The organism is Cupriavidus sp. a3 (genome assembly GCF_051015765.1).
Classification (GTDB): domain Bacteria; phylum Pseudomonadota; class Gammaproteobacteria; order Burkholderiales; family Burkholderiaceae; genus Cupriavidus; species Cupriavidus oxalaticus_A.
Map to the genome: position 1 here is coordinate 3,679,088 of NZ_CP170643.1, position 20,059 is coordinate 3,699,146.

Consider the following 20,059-nt stretch of genomic DNA (forward strand, 5'->3'; position numbering starts at 1 on the left):
CTCACTCCGCGAGCACCCCTGCACCTGCGATGCGCTGGCGATACCGGCGCACGCGCCCTACTCGCCCGCGCATCGCATGGAGTTGTCCGCGCGCGAGCATGAAAAGCGTCCGGATGCCCAGCCACGGGTTGCGCAGGCATCGGCGTACCTGTTCGCTGCGCCCGACGCCTGACACGCACCAGCTGCAGAAATGCTCGCAGTTGTTGGTCAGGAACTGATACCGGTCTTCGCCCAGGCGCGACCTGGCCCGCTCCACCACTTCCGGCCCCACATAGATCGCGTTCGGATCGACCTGGACCCTGAAACCCTTGCCTGACGCAAAACCTGGCAACGGAATGGTCTCGACGGGGCGGCGCTTCGCGGAACGGTCAAAGCCGCCATAGTGGATGACCTGCCCCGCCCCGGCATAGATGCCATGATGGATGTAGCCATCGCGCTCGGTAATGAGATGGGCACCGATGGCGATCGTGGATGCTGCGCTGGCCGCCTCTGGCGACGCTGCGAGCCAGTCGAAGTACAGTGTTTCCATGGCGAGCCGCGAATTGGCCTGGCAATGACTCCCGTACCGCTGGCGGACTTCATAATGGACTCACCGGAGCGCTGGCCACATTCGCCCGATCAAGGGCAAAGGGCGTCCCGCCGAGGAAGAGTCCTCCTCGGGAAAGGGCTTCACTGCGTTGATTTCAGAGTGGCTTCAGGCCTGTGCGGCCGCATAGCAATCGCACTGGCCTTCGATACAAGGGTAGGTCCCCGGCACCGTGAAACCCATTCTACGGACGGCTGCTGCTGCTCCTACATTGGCGTCTAACGCTCATACCGCGGTATATATCGGAGCCAGCGCCATCTGGAGACCCAAGGCAACGATGCAGGCTTCAATTACATGACTCATCCATTCCGTCATTACTGCGTCAGCGGGAATCCCCGTCTTTGTGCGCGAGGCAGAGGCGCTCTCGCCCGACCTACATAGTGATCCATAATTCACTCGGACAAAGCCCGGCCCTGCCAACGGGCCCCATGGTCCAGCCGCCATTTGGCCCGTCCGAATCACCTAAAATAGCGAGCATAATCCCCGGTGATGCCGGTGCCAGCCCAAAAAACGGGAGACGAGATGAGTTCATCGTCGCATTCGACTTCGGGCCACAAGCCAGACGACCGCCAAGCACCTGTGGTCTATGTGGTTGACGATGACGAGTCGATGCGGCTCGCGCTGTGTGGCTTGCTACGCTCGGTCGGGCTACGAGTGGAAACCTTCGAATCATCTCAGGAGTTCCTGGCCTTCCCGAAGGACGACGTGCCGAGCTGCCTGATCCTGGACGTCAGGTTACGCGGCGAAAGCGGCCTGGCCTTTCAGGAGCAGGTCGGAAAGAGCGGCGTACGCATGCCGATTGTCTTCATGACCGGGCATGGGGACATCCCGATGACGGTCAAGGCCATGAAAGCTGGGGCTATCGACTTCTTCGCTAAGCCGTTTCGCGACCAGGACATGCTCGATGCGGTCGCCAATGCCTTGGCACGCGATGGTGAGCGACTCGCGGCCGAACGCTCGATCGCAGCGCTGCGTGCCGCCTATGACTCGCTGACACCACGCGAGCGGGAGGTGATGGTGTTTGTGGTCGCGGGCCTGATGAACAAGCAGATCGCCGGCGAACTTAACCTCAGCGAAATCACCGTAAAGATCCACCGTGGGCAGCTCATGAAAAAGATGGCAGCGCGTTCAGTTGCAGAGCTTGTCAGGATGGCGGAATCGCTGGGTGTGAAGCCTCAGCCGAAGAAGGCGAGTTGAGATCGCAACAGGGTGATTCGCCAGTCATGCCTGTCGGCTGGTGTTCGCATTGCTACGCCTGGTCCAGCGCGATGCTGAGCCAGTGCGCAATGGCCCCGACATTGACTGGCTTTTCAAGTACGACCAGCGCACCGTTGGCTAAAGCTTTGGCCTGAAGGTCGGAACTAGGGAACGCCGTGATGAAGATGGTGGGCGGTGCGTAACCTAGCGCCAGAATGCGCTCGTGCATCGCCAGCCCCGACATGCCGGGCATCATCACGTCGGAAATCAGGCACGACGTTTCTGCGATGTGGCCGGACGCCAGGAACTCCTCCGCGGACGCGAAGAGCCGTGTCGGCCTGCCCAGCGAGCGCACTAGACTAGCTGTTGCGAGGCGGACGCCCTCATCGTCGTCCACGATTGAGACTGTTCGAGCGGAACACAAAAGAGCGGCCCTCTTGGTTCGACAACGTGCGCGCATGCCAATGCCTGGTATCAGCGCGCGTCGACGTGGCACTGCCGTAGCAACTCTCCAACACTCCTTGGCGCTACCGTGCCACTACGTTTGCAGGCTAAATCGCGATGCGGTTTTGGGAAATCATACGAACGTATAGGTTCCGGCAAATCTCTTGCGAGGAAAGCATCAGTGGGACCGGTGCAGCACTTTCGCTCGCCGTCATTGTTCGGCGTCATACCTGAGTATGAGCGTCCAAAGCGTACGTAGGGTCAGCGGCACCGCTGCGTAGGATGGCCGTGCTGCACGCCCCGACCTACCCTTTGCTCAAGGGCAAAGCGAACGCGCCGAGCCTCGCGAGCATTTCAAGGAAGAGCGGAGTCAGCAATGATGCAATCGGATACCTCGAAGCCTGGCTTTCGCGTTGGCTTGTCACATTCCTCCGACGGCTTGTCCTCATGCTTCTCGGCCAGCTACACGGGAATCATCGCCTTCATGGCGGTCGCAACCGAGGGAAGCTTCGCCAGGGCCGGGGAACGACTGGGAGTCGGTCGCTCGGCGGTCTGCCGCAACGTGCAGAAGCTCGAAGCACAGTTGTGCACACGCCTGTTCCTGCGTACCACGCGGTCAACCCAGCTGACGCGGGAGGGCGAGAGGTTCTTCGAGAACTGCAACCGCGGCGTGGCCCATATCGTCGAGGCGATGAACGACATGCTGGAGTTGCGCCAAGGCCCGCCGCGCGGCTTACTTCGCATCAGCGCGCCGGTCGACTTCGGGCGCAAGGTAGTCGCACCGCTGCTTTCCCGGTTTGCCGAGACCTTTCCCGACATCGCCGTCGACCTGATGCTGGATGAGAGGCCAGCGGATTTCGCCGCTGCACAGATCGATGTCGCGTTTCGCAGTGGCCGCATCGAGGATTCGAGCATCATAGCGAAGCCGCTGGCCCCGATGCGAAGGGTGCTCTGTGCATCCCGCACCTACGCCGCACGGCGGGGACTGCCATCCACGCTGGAAGAGTTGAGCGAGCATGACTGCATCAATTTTAGGTACCCCGGAGGCTGTGTCTCCGAGTGGGAGTTCAAGGTCGACGGCCATGTCCGCAAGCACCTTCCGGCAGCCAGGCTGACCTTCAATGACGCGGAACTGGTCATGAAGGCGGTGCTGGATGGCCGCGGCATCGCGCAAATGGCGGGATACCAGATCCGCGATCCCCTTGCGCGCGATGAGCTGGTCATGGCTTTGCCGCGGTATATGCCGGATGACTGCGCCCACTATATCTGCTACCTGTGTCGGCAGCATTTGCCGAGGCGTACCCGGGTCTTCATCGATTTCATGACCGAGGAGATTCGCGCGCTGGATCGGGACGACCTCGCCGGCTTTCACCCAGTCGATGCCCAGCACTGTACGGAGAAGCTTGCCGCTTGAGAGTTCGCCGCGCGCTGTTCCTACCGATTGCGCCCGCTCGCCGCAAAATCGTTTTATCCATGTGCCTTTAACGCTATCCGCGCACACAGCTCTTGCAAGCGGTGGCTCGGTGGCTTCTTTCCTGACCACCCCCCGGCGCCGATAGCGTCCCCAAGGTGTATTCTCTAGGATGCTGCATCCGCAGCCTTGGTGATCGAAAAGATGCCGTGTTGTAACTCGGCGCCGATCCGGGCCGATCGAATCGGACCTGTCTGATTTCCGGTCGCATGTCAGGTGGCAGCTGATGGCAGCGCGGCAGACGGAGAGCTGCAAATGGTTCAGGCGCCGACGGCTAGCACCCTCCTGGCTTCGCGGGACCAGCCTCCTTGGGACGATGGCGAGCGCGTTTTTTGCCGAGCGGTGCGCCCGGTCGACGGCTCTGTCCAGTCCGTGCTGCTCGCCCGGCCCGCGGCCGAGCATCCCTTGCCTGCCACGCTGGATCGTCTGGCGCACGAGCTTGACCTGAAAGGTGAACTGGATGGGGCTTGGGCGGTGCGCCCGCTGGAGATCGTGCGCGAGGCCGGCCGGACCCAGCTGGTGCTGGAGGACCCGGGCGGTGAGCCCCTTTCGCGTCTGCTGGGCGCCCCGATGGAGGTGGCGGATTTCCTGCGGCTCGCGATCTGTATCGCCGCGGCACTGGGGAAGCTGCATCGTCGCGGTCTGGTCCACAAGGATCTCAAGCCTGCGCACATCCTGGTGAACTGCGCGGATGGCCACGCGCGCCTGACCGGCTTCGGCCTCGCCTCGCGGCTGCCGCGCGAGCGGCAGCCACCTGAGCCCCCCGAGACCATTGCCGGCACGCTGGCCTATATGGCGCCCGAGCAGACCGGCCGGATGAATCGCTCGATCGATTCGCGCAGCGACCTCTATGCGATGGGCGTGACGCTGTACGAGATGCTGACCGGCGCACTGCCATTCGCGGCCGCCGATCCAATGGAATGGGTGCATTGCCATATCGCGCGCAAGCCGATGCCGCCAGACGCCCGGGTGTCTAGCGTTCCGCCCGTGATCTCGGGCATCGTGATGAAGCTGCTCGCCAAGACGGCCGAGGAGCGCTACCAGACCGCCGCCGGTGTCGGGAACGATCTGCAGCGTTGCCTGGATGACTGGCACCGGCACAGCAGCATTGCAGACTTTCCGCTGGACGAACACGGCACGCCTGACCGCCTGCTGATTCCCGAGAAGCTGTACGGACGCGAGCGGGAGGTCGGCACGCTGGTGGCCGCCTTCGAACGCACAGTCGAACTGGGCGTGCCGGGGCTGGTGCTTGTCTCCGGCTATTCCGGCATCGGCAAGTCCTCGGTCGTCAATGAACTGCACAAGGTGCTGGTGCCGCCACGAGGGCTGTTCGCATCCGGCAAATTCGACCAGTACAAGCGCAATATTCCGTATTCGACACTGGTGCAGGCGTTCCAGGCCCTGGTGCGGCCACTGCTTGGCAAACGCGACACGGAACTGGCCGGCTGGCGCGCCGCGTTGCTCGAGGCGCTGGATCCAAACGCCCGGCTCATGACTGACCTGATTCCAGAACTGAAACTGATCATCGGCGAACCGCCACCGGTGCCCATACTTGAGCCACAACAGGCGCAACGCCGCTTCCTCTTGGTGTTCGGGCGCTTCATCAGCGTATTTGCCCGGCCTGAGCACCCGCTTGCGTTGTTTCTTGACGATCTGCAGTGGCTCGACGCCGCGACGCTCGACCTGATCGAGGAGCTGCTCACCGGCTCTGACATGCGCCACCTGATGCTGATCGGCGCCTATCGCGACAACGAGGTCGACGCCATGCATCCGCTGACGCTAAAGCTCCATGCGATCCGCAACGCAGGTGTCAGGGTTGACGCCATCACGCTGGCGCCGCTTGCCAGCGAACACGTGTCCCAGCTGATCTCAGAGGCCTTGCACGCCGAGCCGGAACGCGTTGCGCCGCTGGCGCAGTTGGTGCATGACAAGACCGGCGGTAACCCCTTCTTCGTAATCCAGTTCCTGCATGCGCTGGTCGACGAAGGCTTGCTCGCCTTTGACCATGACGCGAGGCAATGGCGCTGGGATCCCGACAGCATCCATGCCAAGGGCTACACCGACAATGTGGTGGAGCTGATGGCCGGCAAGCTGACCCGCCTGCCGGTCGCGACGCAGCAAGCGTTGCAGCAGCTTGCCTGCCTCGGCAACGTCGCTAGTTTCGGCGCGCTCTCGACCGCGCTCGGCGTACCGCAGCCCGAGGTCAGCGTTGCGCTGTGGGAGGCAATCCGCCAGGAGCTGGTCGAGCGGCAGGACGGTGCCTACGCCTTTGTCCATGATCGGGTCCATGAAGCCGCCTATTCGCTGATCCCCGCCGCTTCGCGTGCCCAGGCCCATTTGCGCATCGGGCGTCTGCTTGCCGCACAGACACCGCCGGAGAGGCGCGCGGAGGCAAGTTTCGAGATCGCGGGCCAGCTCAATCGCGGCGCAGCGTTGATTACCGCGCAGGACGAACGCGAGCAGCTGGCAGAGTTCAACCTGCTTGCGGGCCAGCGCGCAAAGGCTGCAACCGCCTATGCATCGGCCCTGACTTACCTGGTCAGCAGTGCCGAGTTGCTGGACGACGATTGTTGGCAGCGCCGGCATGACCTGATTTTTACCCTCGAGCTGAATCGGGCCGAATGCGAATTCCTTACCGGGCAATTGTCAATCGCGGACGAGCGCCTGATGGCGCTGTCCGAGCGCGCCACCACGACGGTTGAGAAGGCGCTGGTGACGTGCCTGCAGCTGGATGTCTACCTGGTGCTGGACCGGAGCGACCGGGCGGTCGAAGTTTGTCTCGCCTACCTGCGGCATGTCGGCATCGACTGGTCGCCGCATCCGGACGATGCTGACGTGCGGCGCGAATACGACCGCATCTGGTCGCGGCTTGGCGACCGAACCATCGAGGACCTGGTCGACTTGCCGCTGATGGAAGATGCCGCCTCACTCGGTACCGTCGAGGCGCTGAGCAAGCTGTTCGCCCCGGCCTTGCAGACAGATGCAAACCTGGCTTGCCTGACGATCTGCAAGGCGGTCAGCCTGAGCCTAGAGCGGGGCAACTGCGATGCCTCGTGCGTGCTCTATGCCAATGTTGGCCGGGTCGCGGGTCGGCGCTTCGGCGACTACCAGGCAGGATACCGGTTCGGACTGCTGGGGTGCGAGCTGGTCGACCGGCGCGGACTCAAGCGTTTCGAGGCTAAGACTTACCTGTGCTTTTCAATCTTTGTTGTGCGCTGGCTGAAGCCGGTGCGAACCTGCCGTGCCTTGCTGCGCCGCGCCTTTGACGCCGCCGATCGCATCGGCGACCTGCCATATGGCGCCTACGCGGGCAACAGCCTCAACTCGGACCTGCTCTTCGCCGGCGAGCCGCTGCCCGAGGTCCAGCGAGAAGCCGAGCGCGGCCTTGCCTATGCACAGAAGGTGCGATTTGGCCTGGTTGTTGACTTCATCACCACGCAACTCGCGCTGGTACGCATGCTGCGAGGGCTGACACCGGCGTTCGGCTGCCTTGATGACGATGAGTTCCGAGAAGCCACCGCCGAAGCACATCTGGCCGGCAGCCCCGACCTCGCACTTGCCGAGTGCTGGTACTGGATCCGGAAGCTGCAGGCGTGCTATCTCGCCGGCGACCATGCCTCAGCCATAGCGGCCGCGGTGAAGGCGCAACCGCTGCTCTGGACCTCGTCCTCGTTCTTCGAGGAAGCGGAATATCACTTCTACGGCGCGCTCGCGCTGGCCGCATGGTGCGACCTCGCGCCGGCCAGCGAACGGGCGCAGCACCTGCGGGCGATGACCGCGCACCATCGCGAGCTCCGCGCCTGGGCGCAGCACTGCCCGGAGAATTTCACCGATCGCGCCACCCTGGTCGCTGCTGAGATCGCCCGCGTCCAAGGCCGCGTGGTGGAGGCTGAACAGCTGTACGAACAGGCCATTCGTGCGGCGCAGGAGACCGGCTTTGTCCACAGCGAGGCGCTCGCCAACGAACTTGCATCCAGTTTCTACGCCGCGCGTGGTCTCGAGAAAGTTGCCCGAGTCTACTTGCAGGACGCCCGCTACGGCTACCTGCGGTGGGGCGCCGAAGGAAAGGTGCGGCAGCTCGAGGAGCGCTATCCGTACCTGAGGACGGAAGAATCGACCCCCGGCCCGACCAGTACGATCGCAACGCCCGTAGAGCACCTCGACCTTGCTACCGTGCTCAAGGTATCGCAGGCGGCGTCAGGCGAGATCGTGCTGGACAAGCTGATCGACATGGTGATGCGCACCGCCATCGAACAGGCCGGCGCCGAGCGCGGCCTTCTGATCCTGGCGGACGGCGGCGAGCATCGGATCGCCGCAGAGGCAACTACCGGGGGCGACGCGCCCCGGCTGCAGCTGCGCGACGAGCCAGTGAACGGTGCGATGCTGCCGGAGTCAGTTCTTTATCATGTGCTGCGTACAGGCCAGAGTGTCTTTCTTGACGATGCCGCTTCAGACCCTTCGTTTGACGCGGATCCCTACATCCGTCAGCACCGCGCCAGGTCGATTCTGTGCATGCCGCTGATGAACCAGGGGAAGCTTACCGGCGCACTCTACCTCGAGAACAACCTGACGGCGCGCGTGTTCAGCCCCGCCCGCATCGCCGTACTGAAGCTGGTTGCCTCGCAGGCCTCGAGCTCGCTGGACAATGCGCGTCTGTACCGTGATCTGGCTGAGCGCGAAGCCAAGATCCGCCGCCTGGTCGATGCCAACATTATCGGCATCATCGTCTGGAACGCCAGCGGTGACATCATCGAAGCCAACGATGCATTTCTTCGCATGGTCGGATACGAGCGCGAGGACCTGATCTCGGGACGCGTGCGCTGGACTGACCTGACGCCCGAGGAACTACGTGCCGACAGCGCACAGGCACTGGCGCATGCCGTGCGCACGGGCAGCGCCCTGCCTTTCGAGAAGGAGTACATCAGGAAGGATGGCAGCCGCTTGCCAGTCATCGTCGGCCTGGCGATGTTCGCGGACAATCGCAAGGAAGGTGTCGCGTTCGTACTCGACCTGACCGAACGCAAGCAGGCGGAAGAGCGCGTGCGCGAGAGCGAGCGGCGCTACCGGGACGTGCAGAACGAGTTGGCGCACGCGAACCGGCTGGCCACCATGGGACAACTCACGGCATCGATCGCGCATGAAGTGAACCAGCCGATTGCCGCGACGGTGACCAATGCCCAGGCAGCGTTGCGCTGGCTGGGCACCCAGCCACCCGATATCGACGAGGTCGGCCAAGTGCTGGAACGCATCATCAAGGATACCAATCGGGCCGGCGATGTGCTGCGGCGCATCCGTGAGATAGTGAGGAAGGCGCCACCGCGCAAGGAACCGGTAGACATCAACGAGGCGATCCGCGAGGTCATCGAGCTGACCCGTGGCGAGATCGCGAAGAGCGGTGCCGAGGTCCAGACCCGGCTTGCCGACGGCCTACCTTTGATTGAAGGTGATCGGGTTGAACTTCAGCAGGTGCTGCTGAACCTGATCATCAATGCACTCGAGGCGATGAGCGAGGTCAGCGATGGCGTCCGAGAACTGCGCATCAGCACTGGTGAGGCCGGCGCTGGTTGCGTGCTTGTGACTGTGTGCGATTCTGGACCGGGCTTTGCCTCGCAAAGCGCCGAGCAGGCGTTCGCGCCGTTCTACACCACCAAGCCAACAGGTCTCGGGATGGGACTGTCAATCTGTCGTTCAATCATCGATACGCATGGCGGTGAGCTGTCGCTTGGCAATGGCGTGCCCCATGGTGCTGTGGTGCGGTTCACTGTGCTTGCGTGTCGAGATGAAGCGTGATGGCCCCTCCCGCTTGTTGCGTCGCCGGCAATGCAAGACCTAACTTGCTGACCACGCTGTTAGCAAGCTTTCTTCTCCCGCGCGCGGGTGAGCCAGTGCTGGATAAGACAGTAAGCCGACGCCCGCGAGGGAGAAGCGTCGGCCCGGAGGAACTGCGAGAATGCCTCAGGCGTATGAGACGTTGGGATTGCCCGCGGCCAGCGCCTGTTCCCGGTCCGCGGCCGGCGGATAGATCCACTGGGTATTGATCAGCAGCTTGCGTTCCTTGCCTTCGGCGTGCGTCAGCTTGACCTGCCGATCCCAGCCCTCGGTATAGACAGCGCCCCACTCGCCCAAGTCCAGGCATGTGGCATAGAAGTCCTGCCGGTATGCGATCGTTGGCAAGCCCAGCAGGTCCGCGGCAACGTTATGGCCGGCAAATCGCCCCATGTACAGCGCGTGCTGGCATGACATCAGCGAATAGTGCCCGTCGTCATCGGTCAGCGCTCGCACGACGTCGCCGGCGCCGAACACATCTTTTGTGCCAGTCACGCGCAGGTCCGCGGTGACTTCCATGCGGCCCTGGCGGTCGAGGTGAGGAGAGACTTGTGCCGTCAATCCGCTGGCAATCATGCCGCCCGTCCAGATGACGGTGCCTGCGTCGATCCGCTCCCCGGTCGCGGTCACCACGCCGGCGGCATCTACGGAGACAACGCCTGCGCCAACACGGGTTTCGATGCCGAGCTGGTCCAGTGCCTGCATGATCTGCGGGCGCGGGCCGGGCCCGAGATCCGGGCCGATCGCATCGGCACGCTCCACGATCACGATGCGGGGGCGCACGCCATCGCCGAGGATCGCGCGCAGCCGCTGCGGCAGTTCGGTCGCCACTTCCAGCCCCGTAAAGCCACCGCCGACGACGACCAAGGTATTGCGCAGCGGACCATCCGGCTGCAAGGCCAGGCATTCCAGATGTTCGCGCAATGCCACCGCCTCATGCAGCTGGTCCACCGCGAATGCGTGTTCGGCCAGGCCCGGAAGCGGCGGGCGGAACAGGCGGCTGCCGCTGGTAAGGACCAGGCGCTCGTAGCCTTCAACTCTGGTTTGGCCATCGGCCGTTCTGATATCGACACAATGGTCAGCCACATGGATGCGCTCGACCGTGCCTTCGATGAACCTGACGTCGACGGCATCGAGCACCGGGAGGAACGGCACCGCCATCCGCGCCGGGTGGGCTTCGTGAAGGCGCGGACGGACGTGGAGCTCAGGTTGCGGCGCCACCAGCGTGATCTCGACATCCGCAGCAGCATCGCGCTGCATATCGACAACGCGCGCCGCGCCGAGAGCTGTCCAAAGTCCGGCAAAGCCGCCGCCTACAATCAGGATCCTACGTTTCATGGTGGTTACCTCACATCTTTCAGTTGCAGAGTTTTCAGCCCCCCGGACCTGGCGGCCGAACTTGGGTCCAATTCGCCGGATCCGGCCGCGGCATTCCCCTTATTCACCGTCGGGCGCAACGCCGGCAAAACCAGGCCGGCGCGGGATGTTCGCTGGACCTGCTCTGGAAAGTCGCAGGCACCGCTTGGAGAAAATCGTAGCCTTCGATCCGCGGCACCAGTAGTGTGGCCAACGTACCCACTCTGTTTCCGCATCGACACCAATCGGAACCAGCGCTGGTGATACCGACTCACCGACACAAACGGTTTTCTCCCCCGGACGCATCGCGGTGAGGCGTTGGGCACTACCGCGCGATATGTCGGCCATCGCGAAATGCGGTCCGGTGGATCGCTCTCTTCCAGCGCTCCAGCAGGAAGACAACTCACGCTGTGCAGGGGCCTTTTGGGGAGACGGTGCCAAGGCGACCATGCGAATCCATCCTGGTCCCATGGAATGCGGAGCCAAGGTCACGTCGTAATCGGCTCGAACAAGGTCTACCATTTAAGCCGAGCAAGGAACTCGTCATCGCAATCAGGCGCCCCCTTGTCGCAGAAATAGGATTAGATGAAGTCGATCCTTCTACTGGGCAACATCAACCATGCCGCATTCAATCCGCGTTCCTCCAGAGACTGTCAAAAAATGGCAAGAGATCGTCGACCTGTTGGCAGAGATCATGCACGTTCCTTCCGCGCTGATCATGCAGGTTGGCCCCTCTGATATCGAAGTCTTCGTTTCCAGCGAGTCCGAAGGGAATCCTTACGAAGCGTCTGAAACTGCGGCTTTAAACACGGGGCTTTATTGCGAGACCGTGATGAAGACGCGTCAGCCCTTGCTTGTGCCTGACGCGCTCCAGGACGAAGCGTGGAAGTCGAACCCCGACATCAAGCTGGGAATGATTTCGTACCTGGGTGTCCCGATAAGTTGGCCCGATGGCGAGATATTCGGCACGATCTGCGTGCTTGACAAAAAAAGAAACGACTATAGCGGGTTGTTCCTCAGGCTTCTGCTACTGTGCCGCGACGTTTTGCAGGCTGACTTGAGTGCGTTGACAGCATTGCACAAGCAGCTCGAAGAGCGCGAAGCGAAAATCCAGCGGCTGGTCGACGCTGACATTATCGGGATCTTCATCTGGGAGTTCGGCAGCCGGATTATCGATGCCAATGACGCGTTCCTGCGCATCGTCGGTTACGAACGCGACGATCTCGCCTCCGGCCGCCTCAGTTGGACCGACCTGACCCCGCCTGATTGGCTCGACCGCGATCTTCAGCAATGGCTACCGGAACCCAAACGCACTGGCCGCCTGGAACCGTTCGAGAAGGAATATTTCCGCAAGGACGGCAGCCGCGCGCCAGTGCTGGTTGGCGTGGCGAGCTTCGACGAGAGGGCGAACCAAGGCGTCGCCTTCGTGCTCGATCTGACAGAGCGTAAGCGCGCCGAGGCGGAAGCGCGAGAAAGCGAGCGCCGCTACCGCGAGATCGAGGCTGCGTTGGCGCATGCCAACCGTATTACCACCATGGGACAGCTCACGGCCTCGATCAGTCATGAACTGAAGCAACCGATGAGCGCGTGCGCCGCCAATGCCGAAGCTGGTCTGCACTGGTTGTGCGCACAGCCACCGAATCTGGACGAAGTCGAACAGGCGTTGGAACGGATCACCAGGGACGCGAAGCGCGCCGGCGAGATGATGAACCGCATACGCGGTCTCGTCAGGAACGCCCCAATGGAAAAGGAGCAGGTGCAGATCAACGAGGCGATTGGCGAGGTCATTGCCCTGACGCGCGCCGAGGCGATCAAGAACAACGTTGCTGTGCGGATGGCGCTTTCCGAAAACCTCCCACTCGTACAAGGAGACCGAATACAACTCCAACAGGCCATGCTGAATCTGATCCTGAACGCCATTGAAGCAATGAGCACCACTGACAACGAGGCGCGAGAACTGATGATTCGCACCGGTAGGGACGAATCGGGAGGTGTCGTTGTCACAGTGCGCGATTCAGGGCCGGGTGTCCCTCCGGCGAATGCGGAGCGCATCTTTGATCCGTTCTGCACAACAAAGGTCAGCGGAATGGGCATGGGGTTGTCCATTTGCCGCTCGATAGTACAGGCTCACGGAGGAACGCTACGACTGAATGCGGACGTGCCTCGCGGCGCTGAATTTCAGGTTACTGTGCCTGGGGGCCAAGGATAGTCGATGGCACTGGGCGCACCGGAGATTGGCAGCTTGAGTCAAGCATATTGAGGCCCGCCGTCCATGCTGCGACAGTGTGCATTGGTGCGAATGAGGAAACGCTGAGGAGTCAGGTACAGATCTACTGCTGCATGGGTGCGGCGCCTAATCTGTCATTCATCGGCGCCTGGCGCAAACCAGTGGAGAGCAATATGCACCGCTACGGACTCGTCATTTCGCTGGTCGGTTGGATCACGGTGGCAACGCTCAATATCGGACTTGCGCTTGCGGTTTGCCGCAGTGGCGTGTTCTGAGGAGTTTCAGTCGGCAACCTGCAGCCGCTAAACCGAAATCAGTAGCATCCGGCATTCGGATCTTAACCTACACCGATGTCCACCCGTCCCGGCCGCGGAACAAACGACCCATCCTTCACCGATAATACGCGTTATCGTGCCTTGTTTACCGTTCAGGCTAAAGGCCGATTCCGAATCGTTCCCTGATGTGAGCCACCTGGGGAACGGCGGCGGAGCCATCGCACGGCGATTGCCGGCCATGAGCGGTGAATGGCTGGCATAGTTTTACCTACGTGCACAAGCTGGAGCGCCGGCCGGCCGATCGTATGCGGAACTTTTTCTCGACGCGATATTCAGGCGCGGCCCGTAAGACTATGGCGACAATGCCGCTTTGGTCAGGCCGTCGCAGTGTGCCGGCCTGCCTTTGATCATCTGTTCGAGGTTCTGTATCCGCATGCCGATGTGGAACCTTGCGTCGCCTTGGCACTGCCGGCACGGGTACAGCCTCGGACTGTCAATCCTGATCCCGCAGGGACTTCCCGACGATCACTTCAAACCAGCCACCCTGTCGGCGCCGGTGGCCGGCCCGCCGAAGGTAGCGGCAGTCAATGCCGACGGCGCGGACGAACTGGGCTCGAGAACTTCAGGCGAGCGGATGCTTGCGGCCACCTCCGGCCTGCTGCCAGGCGTCGGTGGCCTGTTCCGCTGCCAGCCGGCGAGCGAGCGTGGTGACCTGGCGCCGGATTGAACTGGCTGCCAGCACGTGATCGAGCGGCAATACCCCTTGCACGACGACAGTCGCCCGAACGCGCTCCGGAAGACCAAGTGATGGTGGCCCTTGCAAGCCAGCTGCGCCCCGCATGTGGGACAAACGCTGGTCCGGGCAACTGCCTCGGCAACCTGTGCCGTGACCATCGTGCGCTGCAGCCGACCCAGCAATGATTTCGCCTCCTCCAGATGCAGCCCAGCGAGCCCACATCAAGGCCATCCCTCTCGAACTGGGCAATCTCGACGACGCTGGCTGGCGCCAGCCGGGTAGCTCAGATGATGGCCGAGTTCAGCGCCCAAGGCCCGCTCGATCAGGGCCTTCTTGAACAACATCGAGGCGTCATGGACCGCCTCGGCAGTCATCGGGCACTTTACGAAATGGGCGATCAGATCCTCGGGAATGGTCGGCAGCTTACGATCGGCGGCCTGGCTCGTCTTGTTTCTACGTGGCATGACATGCTCCTTGGCGACATGTTATGCCCTACACACAAATTTCTGACAGGCCCGCGGATCGTTTTGCGGTCAACGCCGGTGACGCCCTCGATCTCACGTCTCTTGCCCGCGGCCGGTAGCGTCACAACGGTAGTTTGCAGATGTGGCTTTAAGACGTTCACCCCTCCCCCTGTCAGCGACAAAGGGATCAAAGTTACGGCCTGCCAGCAGTACAGCGGCCAAAAGCGGGGGAGTTTGACCGGCCAACCGGGGGAAGCGACGGTAGAAGCTATTTCACTGCCCGCACTACGAACATGCTCTCCCTATCGCAATGATCTCTTCATCAGTTAACTCAAACTTCGAGTCTGCGAGCTCCTTGAAGCGGGCAAAAGCAGCGTTGAGCGCCAGATCACCGTGAAGCTCAACCCCAAGCTCCCTTAGACGCTGGCTGAATGCACTTCGCCCAGAAAGCTTCCCAAGGACAAGCCTGCTGGCAAGCCATCCGACATCAGCGGCGCGCATGATTTCATAGGTCTCGCGCGCCTTAAGGACCCCATCCTGATGGACGCCAGATGTATGCGCGAATGCGTTTGCGCCAACAACTGCCTTGTTTGGTACCACCGCGAATCCGGTAATCTGCGAAACAAGCACTGACGAAGGAACAAGCTGCGTAGCGTCAACACCGAGTTCAACATCGAAGTAATCGTGCCGGGTCTTCAGCGCCATGACTACTTCCTCAAGGCTTGTGTTCCCCGCCCGAGCATTCAATCTGTCGCGCGCCGCCGAATTTGACTGCCGCAAGCGAATTTGCCACGGCCATACCGAGATCGTCATGGCAGTGCACCGACCACACGGCCTTGTCAGAATTCGGAATGCGTTCCCGCAATGTGCGAATCAACGCAGCATAGTCACCGGGCACCGCGTATCCGACAGTATCCGGAATGTTAATCGTGGTTGCGCCTTCCTGAATCACACCCTCCAGCACCCTGCACAGGAAATCCAGGTCGGAGCGACTTCCATCTTCAGCTGAAAACTCAATATCGTTCGTCAGCTGTCGCGCAACTCTGACTGCCTTGCGCGCCTGCTCGCAAACCTCGTCCGGTGACATGCGCAGCTTCTTTTCCATATGCAACGCCGACGTGGCAATGAACGTATGGATGCGAAACGATTCCGCGCCGCTCATCGCCTCGGCAGCGCAGCGAATGTCCCGCTCATTCGCACGCGCCAGGGAACAGATCGTGGAATCCTTGACTGTTTCAGCAATCGCTCGAATTGCCTCGAAGTCCCCCTCTGAGCTCGCAGCGAATCCGGCTTCAATGACGTCGATCTTCAAACGCTCCAGTTGCGTTGCAATCCGCAACTTTTCTTCTCGCGTCATCGAGGCACCGGGAGATTGTTCACCATCGCGCAGAGTAGTGTCGAACACAACTAATTTATCGCTCATCTCGATCGCAAATAGAAAATGAAATGATGTAGCGCCGCGTAGCTCGACGCTATCCGGGTACCGCGCTTGTTCTACACTGCCAGGCATGCTTGCGGCAGCTGGCTGTCGAACACGGCCGACCACCCAAGGGCCCATACCTGCGAGACGGGCACACCCCTTCCGGTGCCAAACATCCTTCGTACGTCATCGATGCGGTGAGGCGCTTTTTCGCTGGTTCACCGCTCCGCTTGCCGTTGCGCAGGCGCCAGCAATGGGGATGCCGCCCCGAACGCTTCGATGCGTTCGGACCGATGCGCATTCTTTGTACTCATGCGGCCCTGGGGAGCGGCGCGCGCTGCGCCTTGAATTGCTGTAGCGCCGCGGCAACCTTCGAGCGATAAACGCCAACCGCAGCGTCTTTCACATGGCCAAAGCCCCGGATTTCCTCGGGAAGAGCCGCGATCTCGACCGCGACCGAATGGTTATCCTTGGTAAGATTCTGGAGCAGGAAGTGAACTTGCTTCCGGTATTCAGCGATCAGTTGACGCTCCATCATCCGTTCCCCGGTCCATCCGAACGGGTCCAGCCTGGTACCACGCAGACACTTCAGCTTCGCCAGCAGGCGGAACGCGGTCCACATCCAACTGCCGAACTGCGCTTTCACGAGGTGTCCCTTGGCGTCCTTCTTGGCGAATAGCGGCGGCGCGAGATGAAACTTAAGCGTCAGGGGACCGTCGAATTGCTGCTTCAGCTTTTCCACGAACTGGCCATCGGTATAGAGCCTGGCCACCTCGTACTCGTCCTTGTAAGCCATCAGCTTGAACAGAGACTTCGCCACGGCGCGCGACAGCCGGTCCCCCTGCCCCAGCGGCGACTCGGCTTGCCTGACGTCGTTGACCAGCGATTCGTACTGTTTCGCATAGGCCTCGTTCTGGTAGGCCGTCAGGAACTCAACCCGACGCTTGACGATGCCGAGCAAGGTCTCGGGCTTCGTCAGCATCACCGGTTGCGCCGGCGCTGCGATACGCTCGACCTGCGGCAGATCAACCGCCGCGCGACGGCCCCACATGAACGCCTTTTGGTTTGCCTCGATGGCGACGCCGTTGAGTTCGATGGCGCGCATGAGCGCCACCTGGGACAATGGCAACAGCCCTTTCTGGTACGCGTAGCCGAGCATGAACAGGTTGGTTGCGATGGCATCCCCCATTAGCGCGGTCGCGAGCCGGGTCGAGTTGATGTAGTCGGCCCGCCCCCCCACCGATTCGTCGATCAGGGCCTTCACTTCATCGGCCGGGAACTCCCAGTCCGGCTGCCGCGCGAAATGGCCGGTGGGTTGCTGGTGCATGTTGATCACGGCATGGGTGCGGCCCACACGCATCTTGGCGATCGCGTCATGGGCGCCCGCGGTCAACACATCGCAGCCGAGCACCAGGTCCGCCTCGCCGGTGGCGATACGTTGAGCCCGCAGCATTGCCGGTTTCGCGGCGATGCGCACGTGCGACGTGACCGCGCCATTTTTTTGCGACATGCCCGTCATGTCGAGCACCGAAACGCCCTTGCCTTCGAGATGGGCGGCCATGCCCAGGAGCGCTCCGATCGTAATCACGCCGGTGCCGCCAATACCATTGATCAACACGTTGTAGGGCGTGTCGCACGCCGCCAGTACAGGTTCCGGCAGGGCCTGCAGGCTGAAATCGCTGGCCGACCCCGCCTTGAGCTTGCGCGGTGTCGCACCCACCACCGATACGAAGCTTGGGCAGAATCCCTTCACGCACGAGTAATCCTTGTTGCAGGATGACTGGTCGATGGTGCGCTTGCGGCCGAACTCCGTCTGCAGTGGAAGGATGGACGTGCAGTTGGACTGCTGCCCGCAGTCGCCGCAGCCCTCGCATACCGCGTCGTTGATGAACATCCGCTCGGGCGGCTCCGAAAGCTCACCCTTCTTGCGGCGGCGACGCTTCTCCGCCGCACAGACCTGGTCATAGATCAGCACCGACACGCCGGTCACCTCGCGCAGTTCGCGCTGCACGGCGTCCATGTCCTTCCTGTCGTGCAGCGTCACCTGAGGCGGCAGGCGCGAGCGGTCGTTGTACCGTGACAGGTCTTCCGTGACCAGCGCAATCCGCTGCACGCCTTCGGCCGACATCTGGTGCGCGATCTGGTGCACCGAGATCGATCCGTCAACCGGCTGGCCACCGGTCATCGCGACGGCGTCGTTGTACAGGATCTTGTAGGTGATGTTGACCTTGGCCGCGACCGCCGCACGAATCGCGAGATAACCGGAGTGGAAGTAGGTACCGTCCCCAAGATTCTGGAACACATGGGGCACTTTCGAGAAAGCAGCCTGGCCAATCCACGGCGCGCCCTCGCCGCCCATGTGCGTGGTCAGCTTGTTGTACTCCGGGTAGATGGCCGTCGCCATCACATGGCAACCGATGCCGGCCAGCGCGAAACTGCCCTCGGGAACCTTGGTCGAGGTATTGTGCGGACAGCCCGAGCAGTAGTATGAAGGGCGGGGCGGGGTACTTACGGCCGTATTCAACACCCGCTCTTTCGCTTCAAGGAACGTCAGCCGCGCCTTGATCAGGTCGCTGCCATGGAAACGCGCGATGCGCGATGCGATCACACGCGCGACCTGCGCCACCGACAGGTCGCTCTTTGACGTCAGCAGCCATTCGCCGCGAGGATGCACCCACTCGCCCTTCTCGTCGAACTTGCCAATGACGCGGGGCCGGACGCTTTCGCGCCAGTTGTACAGCTGCTCCTTCAGCTGGTACTCGACAAGCTGGCGCTTTTCCTCGACAACCAGAATCTCGTCAAGTCCCTGTGCAAATTCCCGTACGCCGTCCGGCTCCAGCGGCCACGGCATGGCCACCTTGAACACGCGGATGCCGATGTCGGCCGCCATCTTTTCATCAATGCCGAGCTCATCCAACGCCTCGAGCACGTCGAGATAGGATTTGCCCGATGCGATAATGCCCAGCCTGGCATTCGGGCTGTCGATCATCGTCCGGTTTAGCTTGTTCGCTCTTGCGTAGGCCAGTGCGGCATAGATCTTGTAGTCCTGCATCAGCGCTTCCTGCTTTCGCGCCTGCACCCCCAGGGTGTCAGTGGACAGCCGGCAGTTCAGCCCGCCTTCTGGCATCTTGAACTGCTCCGGGTAGCTGATCTTCACCCGGAACAGATCGGCGTCCACCGAAGCACTGGACTCGACGGTGTCCGCCAACGCCTTGAAACCGACGGCGCAACCGGAGAAGCGGGACATCGCCCATGCATGCAACCCGAGATCCAGGTACTCCTGTACATCGCAGGGATACAGCACGGGAATCATGCAGGACGAGAACAGATGCTCGGACTGGTGGGGCAAGGTCGACGAATAGGCACCATGGTCGTCGCCCGCCACCAGCAGCACGCCACCGTGCTTGGCGGTGCCGGCGTGGTTCAGGTGCTTGAACACGTCGCCGCATCGATCGACGCCGGGACCTTTGCCATACCACATTGCGAAGACACCGTCGTATTTGACTGGACCGATCAGGTCGACGGTCTGTGTACCCCATACGGCGGTGGCCGCCAGGTCTTCATTGACCGCCGGCACGAACTTCACATGGCAACGATCCAGGTCCTTCTTCGCTTTCCACAGCGTCTCATCGAGCATGCCGAGGGGCGAGCCGCGGTAGCCGCTGATGAAGCCGGCCGTGTTGAGTCCGGCGGCCTCGTCACGAAGCCGTTGCATCATCGGCAGCCTGGCCAGCGCCTGTGTGCCGGACAAGTAGACCTTCCCGGTGGTCGCGGTGTATTTGTCGCCGAGCGTAACGTCCGGTCGCTGGACGGGGCCCTCAGGCGTTGCGCGCTCCATTCCGGCTTGCTGGGTTTCAGTAAGCATGTCTGCTCCCAATTGGTGATGAGTGTGCGCTGCGGCCTTCGATAGCCCGGTAAGGCTTCATCGGCCCGCGGTCGCGGTGCCGCGATAGCGGCGATGTCTTGCGGTGTATTCGGATGAAACCAATATTGCCCAACGACTGGAACGAGCACTGGGTCCTCGGGTGCGGAAGCCACGCTCCGCACTTGCGGTATT

At 62.0% G+C, this 20,059-nt stretch carries 8 protein-coding genes and 3 pseudogenes; 4 read left to right on the forward strand and 7 right to left on the reverse strand.

Annotated features, from left to right (window positions below; genetic code table 11):
* Position 1 precedes the first annotated feature (1 nt).
* A complete protein-coding gene (locus ACAD63_RS17660; RefSeq protein ID WP_434033058.1) occupies positions 2 to 529 on the reverse strand; it encodes a lecithin retinol acyltransferase family protein in 528 nt (175 codons plus the stop codon).
* A 579-nt stretch (positions 530 to 1,108) separates the two neighbouring features.
* On the opposite strand from ACAD63_RS17660, the gene ACAD63_RS17665 reads away from it, so the two are divergent.
* Positions 1,109 to 1,783: a response regulator transcription factor gene (locus ACAD63_RS17665; protein ID WP_434033059.1), complete on the forward strand. Its 675-nt coding sequence runs from the start codon at positions 1,109 to 1,111 to the stop codon at positions 1,781 to 1,783.
* Between the two features lie 52 nt (positions 1,784 to 1,835).
* Here the strand turns inward: ACAD63_RS17665 and ACAD63_RS17670 are convergent, their stop codons facing one another.
* Positions 1,836 to 2,243: a response regulator transcription factor gene (locus tag ACAD63_RS17670; RefSeq protein ID WP_434033060.1), complete on the reverse strand. Its 408-nt coding sequence runs from the start codon at positions 2,241 to 2,243 to the stop codon at positions 1,836 to 1,838.
* A gap of 360 nt (positions 2,244 to 2,603) precedes the next feature.
* Between ACAD63_RS17670 and ACAD63_RS17675 the strand changes: the two genes are divergently transcribed.
* A complete protein-coding gene (locus tag ACAD63_RS17675; protein WP_434033061.1) occupies positions 2,604 to 3,641 on the forward strand; it encodes a LysR substrate-binding domain-containing protein in 1,038 nt (345 codons plus the stop codon).
* Between the two features lie 312 nt (positions 3,642 to 3,953).
* Positions 3,954 to 9,488: a trifunctional serine/threonine-protein kinase/ATP-binding protein/sensor histidine kinase gene (locus ACAD63_RS17680; protein WP_434033062.1), complete on the forward strand. Its 5,535-nt coding sequence runs from the start codon at positions 3,954 to 3,956 to the stop codon at positions 9,486 to 9,488.
* Between the two features lie 165 nt (positions 9,489 to 9,653).
* On the opposite strand, the gene ACAD63_RS17685 is transcribed toward ACAD63_RS17680, so the two are convergent.
* Positions 9,654 to 10,862, reverse strand: coding sequence for an NAD(P)/FAD-dependent oxidoreductase (locus ACAD63_RS17685; RefSeq protein WP_434033063.1), 1,209 nt, complete (start codon positions 10,860 to 10,862; stop codon positions 9,654 to 9,656).
* Positions 10,863 to 11,499: 637 nt separating this feature from the next.
* On the opposite strand from ACAD63_RS17685, the gene ACAD63_RS17690 reads away from it, so the two are divergent.
* Positions 11,500 to 13,089: a GAF domain-containing sensor histidine kinase gene (locus tag ACAD63_RS17690; protein WP_434033064.1), complete on the forward strand. Its 1,590-nt coding sequence runs from the start codon at positions 11,500 to 11,502 to the stop codon at positions 13,087 to 13,089.
* Positions 13,090 to 13,884: 795 nt separating this feature from the next.
* On the opposite strand, the pseudogene ACAD63_RS17695 reads toward ACAD63_RS17690, so the two are convergent.
* The 4 genes and pseudogenes from ACAD63_RS17695 to ACAD63_RS17710 all read right to left on the reverse strand — a co-directional run.
* Positions 13,885 to 14,392 (reverse strand): annotated as a pseudogene (locus ACAD63_RS17695) (ISKra4-like element ISBte1 family transposase); the annotation flags it as partial.
* Positions 14,349 to 14,582 (reverse strand): annotated as a pseudogene (locus tag ACAD63_RS17700) (IS256 family transposase); the annotation flags it as partial. The pseudogenes ACAD63_RS17695 and ACAD63_RS17700, both read right to left, overlap by 44 nt.
* Positions 14,583 to 14,885: 303 nt before the next feature.
* Positions 14,886 to 16,005, reverse strand: a pseudogene (locus ACAD63_RS17705) (2-isopropylmalate synthase); the annotation flags it as partial.
* Between the two features lie 307 nt (positions 16,006 to 16,312).
* A complete protein-coding gene (locus tag ACAD63_RS17710) occupies positions 16,313 to 19,840 on the reverse strand; it encodes an indolepyruvate ferredoxin oxidoreductase family protein (protein ID WP_434034009.1) in 3,528 nt (1,175 codons plus the stop codon).
* Positions 19,841 to 20,059 lie beyond the last annotated feature (219 nt).

Excerpts from the sequence above, each read along its gene's own strand:
- ACAD63_RS17660 (WP_434033058.1), bottom strand. The coding sequence starts at position 529 with ATGGAAACACTGTACTTCGACTGGCTCGCAGCGTCGCCAGAGGCGGCC.
- ACAD63_RS17665 (WP_434033059.1), top strand. The coding sequence starts at position 1,109 with ATGAGTTCATCGTCGCATTCGACTTCGGGCCACAAGCCAGACGACCGC.
- ACAD63_RS17670 (WP_434033060.1), bottom strand. The coding sequence starts at position 2,243 with ATGCGCGCACGTTGTCGAACCAAGAGGGCCGCTCTTTTGTGTTCCGCT.
- ACAD63_RS17675 (WP_434033061.1), top strand. The coding sequence starts at position 2,604 with ATGATGCAATCGGATACCTCGAAGCCTGGCTTTCGCGTTGGCTTGTCA.
- ACAD63_RS17680 (WP_434033062.1), top strand. The coding sequence starts at position 3,954 with ATGGTTCAGGCGCCGACGGCTAGCACCCTCCTGGCTTCGCGGGACCAG.
- ACAD63_RS17685 (WP_434033063.1), bottom strand. The coding sequence starts at position 10,862 with ATGAAACGTAGGATCCTGATTGTAGGCGGCGGCTTTGCCGGACTTTGG.
- ACAD63_RS17690 (WP_434033064.1), top strand. The coding sequence starts at position 11,500 with ATGCCGCATTCAATCCGCGTTCCTCCAGAGACTGTCAAAAAATGGCAA.
- ACAD63_RS17710 (WP_434034009.1), bottom strand. The coding sequence starts at position 19,840 with ATGGAGCGCGCAACGCCTGAGGGCCCCGTCCAGCGACCGGACGTTACG.